The sequence below is a fragment of the Marinisporobacter balticus genome, from assembly GCF_004345705.1.
Taxonomy (GTDB): Bacteria; Bacillota; Clostridia; order Peptostreptococcales; family Thermotaleaceae; genus Marinisporobacter; species Marinisporobacter balticus.
Map to the genome: position 1 here is coordinate 1 of NZ_SLWV01000057.1, position 5,447 is coordinate 5,447.

At 32.1% G+C, this 5,447-nt stretch carries 5 protein-coding genes; all 5 read right to left on the reverse strand.

Annotated elements, in window-relative coordinates:
- Positions 1-760: NAD(P)/FAD-dependent oxidoreductase (locus EV214_RS18320; protein WP_132248433.1), on the reverse strand; the 760-nt coding region annotated here is incomplete at its 3' end.
- 188 nt (positions 761-948) lie between these two features.
- Positions 949-2,235 carry a TRAP transporter large permease gene (locus EV214_RS18325; RefSeq protein WP_132248435.1) on the reverse strand — a complete coding sequence of 429 codons (1,287 nt, stop codon included), beginning with the start codon at positions 2,233-2,235 and terminating at the stop codon, positions 949-951.
- A gap of 14 nt (positions 2,236-2,249) precedes the next feature.
- Positions 2,250-2,738, reverse strand: a complete 489-nt coding sequence (locus tag EV214_RS18330; RefSeq protein WP_132248437.1) for a TRAP transporter small permease — start codon at positions 2,736-2,738, stop codon at positions 2,250-2,252.
- A 171-nt stretch (positions 2,739-2,909) separates the two neighbouring features.
- Positions 2,910-3,953 (reverse strand): C4-dicarboxylate TRAP transporter substrate-binding protein, encoded by a 1,044-nt coding sequence (dctP, locus tag EV214_RS18335; protein ID WP_132248439.1) that lies wholly within the window; start codon positions 3,951-3,953, stop codon positions 2,910-2,912.
- Between the two features lie 606 nt (positions 3,954-4,559).
- On the reverse strand, positions 4,560-5,261 hold the full coding sequence (locus EV214_RS18340; RefSeq protein WP_132248441.1) for an MgtC/SapB family protein: 702 nt from the start codon (positions 5,259-5,261) through the stop codon (positions 4,560-4,562).
- Between the last annotated feature and the right edge of the window lie 186 nt (positions 5,262-5,447).

The following is a 5,447-nucleotide window of genomic DNA, read 5'->3' on the forward strand; positions in this document are numbered from 1 at the left end:
CTACAAGTACTCCTTTTCCAAGCTTTGTTGGTGCTTGGAAAATCACATGATTTACAATATTTCCTGCACTCTTATCTAAAATATTGTATTGTCCTCTTCTTGGATGAATGGTAAAATTTCTAGAAGCAATCATTTCGTTTATTTCTTGAGAGTATAGACCTGCACAATTTATTACATATTTTGCTTCGATCTTTTCGTCTCCTATATAGATGCAATAGCCATTTTCTATTTTCTTTATATCTGTTACTTTGCTTTCTAGTCTAAGTTCTGCTCCATTATCTATTGCATTTTCAGCTAATGCTACTGATAATTCCCAAGGACTTATAATTCCTGCTGTAGGTGCATATAATGCGCCTATGATTTCTTCATTCAAATTTGGTTCCATTTCTCTTACTTGTTCTTTACTAAGTATCTTAATCCCAGGAATATTATTTTCAATTCCTCTTTCATATAATTCTTTTATGTGTTCTAATTCTTCTGCACTACTAGCAATAACAAAAGATCCTATTCTTTTAAAGGACACATCTAATTCTTCACAAACGCTATCAAACATTGTATTTCCCAATGCATTTAATTTTCCTTTAAGCGTACCTGCTTTTGCATCATATCCAGCATGAACAATTGCACTATTTGCCTTTGTTGTACCATTTGCTATATCCGTATCCTTTTCAATTAACAAAACTTTTAAATCAAACCTTGACAATTCTCTTGTAACAAAAGTACCAATCACACCTGCACCAATTACGGCTACATCGTACATAAAATCCCCTCCTTAAATGAAAAAAGCCGTACAAAGCTACGTCTATTTTTATAGACTAACTTTATACGGCTCTCCAAATCTCTGCCTTATAATTTTCTTGTTTTTATTATATCATGAAACTAATTTTCTACAAAGTTCTAGTTTTTATGCTTTTACTAAACCTTTTTTCTTGATTTATCACTCTACGTTTAGTTAAATAAATTTAGCGTAAATAATGCAATGCTTTCACAATATGTAATCATCAATAGTACTACTAACAATGCTACGATAAAAGGCCATACTTCTTTTACAAATTCTTCCAAAGTTACATTGACTATAGAACATACTGTAAACATCATAGATCCAAATGGTGGAGTTAATCCTCCAATCATAATATTTACAATAAAGATCATTCCAAAATGTATCGGATCTATACCGAATTCTTTAACTGTTGGTACTAACAATGGCGCTAATATTACTAGTGCTGCTCCTCCTTCAATAAACATTCCTATGAATATCAAAAGTAAGTTTATTACCATTAATAAAATAAACGGACTATCTGTCATTCCCATAAGTGATTCACTGATTACTTGGGGGATTCTTTCTAATGTAAGATAGTAACCGAATACTTTAGCACTAGATATTATAATCAATACTGCACCAGTACTCTTTACTGTATCCTTCAATACGATTGGTATATGTTTTAATTTTAATTTTTTATATACAAAAAATCCTACGATTAAAGAAAATAATACGGCGATCGCCCCTGCTTCCGTAGGCGTGAATACACCCAATCTCATTCCCATAATTATTCCAAAAGGAATCAGTAATGCCCAAACAGATTTTAAAAATTGTTTGAAAATTTCTACAGGAGATGCCATTTTATCTCTACTTGGATTATAACCTCTTTTTATTGAGATAATATGAACCGCTATCATCAAAGTCATAGCCATCAATATTCCTGGCATGTATGCTGCTAAAAACATATCGCCTACAGCAACATTTGCAATGATTGCATATAATATAAGGTTTGTTCCCGGTGGTATTACCGGACTTATTGCTGATGAAGCAGCTGTTATTGCTGCTGAAAATGGTTTAGAGAAACCTTTTTTCTCCATTTCAGGAACGAGTATTTTAGATTGCATCGCTGCATCTGCGTTTGCAGAGCCTGAAATTCCACCCATTAATGCGCTTAATAACACGTTAACCTGTGCCAGTCCCCCTCTAGTATGCCCTACTAAAACTTCCGCAAAATCCATCAATGCTTCACTTATTCCTGAATAATTCATTACAGAACCTACCATAATAAAGAACGGTACCGCTAAATACGGAAAGGATTCTATTGAAGTTACAAATTGTTGGATGACCATTTCCATAGGCATCGAAGTATTAATGAATATAAAATAAAATAGTGAAGAACCCATTAAGGCATACGCTATTGGAATATTTAGAAAAAATAAAATGAACAGAACTATAACTGGATAAAGAGACTCCATTTATTATCCCCCCCTTAACTTTTAGTATTTTCGTTCAAAAATGCTTTTTTGAAACTTTGTATTGAAAAATAAATTGAATATACTGTTATAAGTGCAAATGAAATGATCATAGATGTATTTATATATACATAAGATATCTCGAGTGCAGCAGTTATCTTTGTAGATCCTGCTACATATTTATAACTAAAGTAAAACATAAGTACAGACAAAATAGTTATGATGATAGAAGTAAATAGTTCTACAATGTTTTTACCTTTTTCTGGTAATATACTTGTTAATACTTCTACCCCTATAAGGCTCTTCGTTTTATAAGCGTTAGCAAATCCTAAGAATATAGTCCATACAAATGCACCTACAGCAATTTCTTCCGCCCAGTGATATGTAAATTTTAAAAAATATCTAGTAAATACGTTCATCGTTACTATAATTGAGGTCACAGCTAAGAAAAAACTCCCTAAATAAAGTTCAAAATCTTTTCCAAATTTTTTCAAAAAATTATTCATGTCTACCTCCTATAAAATTGGTAACCTATTATCAATCGCCAAAGGTTGAGTTTTAGGATAGCTTTGCTGACTTAAAATCGTTCTTGTTTACTAAAACTATTTTTCTACATAAATATTGGAAGGAGTTTTCCTCCTCCCAACTTTCTTAATTGTTATCTAATAAAAGATCAACTACTTTTGTTGTTGCTTAATTTTATCTAATTCTTTTAAGATCTCTTCATAGATCCCTGGCGTCCACTTGTCAAATTTAGTATATACTGGTGCAGCCGCCTTAAGGAAAGCTTCAGAATCTACTTCATTGAAATTTACGCCTTCTTTTTTAAGTAACTCAGCATATTCTTTTTCTAGTTTAATCGTTTCATTTAAGTTGTCTTCTTTACCTTTTTCAAATTCTTCTTCTATAATAGTTCTTTGTTCATCCGTTAAAGCATCCCAAACTTTAGTTGAAATAGTCACTGCTGAAACTCCTAATAAGTGGTTTGTTAGAGAGTATTCTTTAACATTTTCGTATTGCTTAGTTCCATAATAAGTCATTATTGAACCTTCTACCCCATCGATAACACCCTGTTGAATTGCTGCATAAGTATCTGGGTAAGGCATAGAAACAGGATTACCTCCCATTGCTTCTATCGTGTATGTATATAATTGGCTAGTAGGGACCCTTACATTTATTCCCTTCATATCTTCTGGCGTTGTGATTGGTTTTTTAGTCATCATACTTCTAAATCCAAATACCCAATCTAGTGAAAGTACCTTTACACCTTTTTCTTCCATTTGTTTGTTTAGATTTTGAACTAATGGTGTTTTCATCATAGCGAAATACTCATCAAATGTTTTGTACAAAAATGGTCCAGTTACAGCATTATAATCTGGTACATAATCTCCTAAAAAGTTTACCCCATCTACTAGTATCCAATCAGAACCTTGAACTACTTGTTCCATACCATCTTTACCTATTGGTAATATACCACCTGCAAACAATTGTAGTTCTAATGAACCGTTACTTCTTTCGTTTATAGCTTCTACTACTTTTTTCAATGATTTAGCTGTTTGCTCATCATCAACAAATTTTGTACTCACTTTGATAATTTTCTTTTCTACTTGTTTTTCTGCGTCAGTGCTTGCATTCTCAGCAGGTGCTTGAGTACCGCCACCACATGCCGCTAAAGACAGAGCCATAGCTAATACGAGTAACATTGACAAAAACTTTTTCATTAAATTTCCCCCTTGTTTATATTTATTTAGCAAGCTGCATAATTCTACAACTTGCATAAATACTACATTTTAATATATTGAAATCGCTAAGTCCCCCCATTTTTGGGTATATGTACATTATTTACTGTATATAACTTAAAAACTTATAGAGAGGAGAAACTTATACCCCTTTCATCTAAAGAATTAAACCTTTGTGATAGCACTACAATTACACTAGCTCTATATCTATGAAATCCTTTTCCTTGAGAAAGTTACAAGTATTCTATCCGCTTGCGCTAAAATCTTTGATTGCTTAAATTTTATTATTGTTATGAAAATGATAAAAAAAAGCCAACAATTAAACAACACAAATTAATATTGTGTATTTATTGTTGACACTCCACGTCTCCTGTCATCAATATCCTATTTTCCATGATTCTTTTTGTGAATTTTACAAATATTTTATATTTGCTACTAATAGTTCCTATGTTACCATATCTTTTTTCCTTTGTAAAGTACTTTAACCGTTGCAAAAATAAGAGGTCCCTCATCATCTAACATTTCTGAGGCAAACCTTTTCCTAAATTCTATCCTAGTCAATGCTCTAAAAGGACAGAAGATCCTTCTTTAGTCATTCCATATCACTTGTTGTACTCCTTTGACTTTTTTAATTTCATTATTAAAATCTATTTTACTAAATTGTACACAAGTCTTTAACATAAATTGTATATCAATAACTTTTTCTTCTATATCTTCTTGAAACTCATCCATTTGGCAATTGTCTTCATCTGTATTTCTAAATATCTTAATATCTTTTATTGTAATATTATTAGCGCCAAAGACTTGTCCCACATCTCCTACTAAACCTGCTCTTTCTGTACATTTTAGAATCAACCCTTTATACTTTTTCTTAACTAATCGTTTTTCAAATGTCCCAAGGCCCATTAAACAATAAAGAACTATTGCTGCAGTAGCTAAACCACCCACATAATATCCTCCACCAATAGCAAGACCCATTCCACCACATACCCATATACTAGCGGCTGTGGTTAAACCTTTTATATCATTTCCATTTCTCATAATTGTTCCTGCACCTAAAAATCCAATACCATTGACTACTTGTGCTGCTAGCCGCGCAGGATCTCCACTTTTTCCCAAATTATCAAATCCATAAATTGATATTAACATAATCAAAGCTGATCCAATAGTTACTAATATATGGGTTCTTAGTCCAGCAGGCCTATTATTAACTTCTCTTTCCATACCAATCAATCCACCAATAATAGCTGAGAGTATTAATCTTATTATAACTTCAAATGTACTAATCATCTTATCCCCCCTTTCATAGTTTGAGCTCTCACGGAAACTCTTTATCCCCTGTGATTACTCTCTTTTATTAATCAAAATTTTTATTAATTCTCCCATTTTTTTTGCATAAAATACTTGACACACGTATAAAAATTTGCGGTCATGCTCCTGAAAATACATTTTTTAGGAGGAATATTTTATGCTTAA

Bases quoted from the DNA above. Each gene is read 5' to 3' on its own strand.
- EV214_RS18340 (WP_132248441.1), bottom strand. From the start codon at position 5,261: ATGATTAGTACATTTGAAGTTATAATAAGATTAATACTCTCAGCTATT.
- dctP (WP_132248439.1), bottom strand. From the start codon at position 3,953: ATGAAAAAGTTTTTGTCAATGTTACTCGTATTAGCTATGGCTCTGTCT.
- EV214_RS18325 (WP_132248435.1), bottom strand. From the start codon at position 2,235: ATGGAGTCTCTTTATCCAGTTATAGTTCTGTTCATTTTATTTTTTCTA.
- EV214_RS18330 (WP_132248437.1), bottom strand. From the start codon at position 2,738: ATGAATAATTTTTTGAAAAAATTTGGAAAAGATTTTGAACTTTATTTA.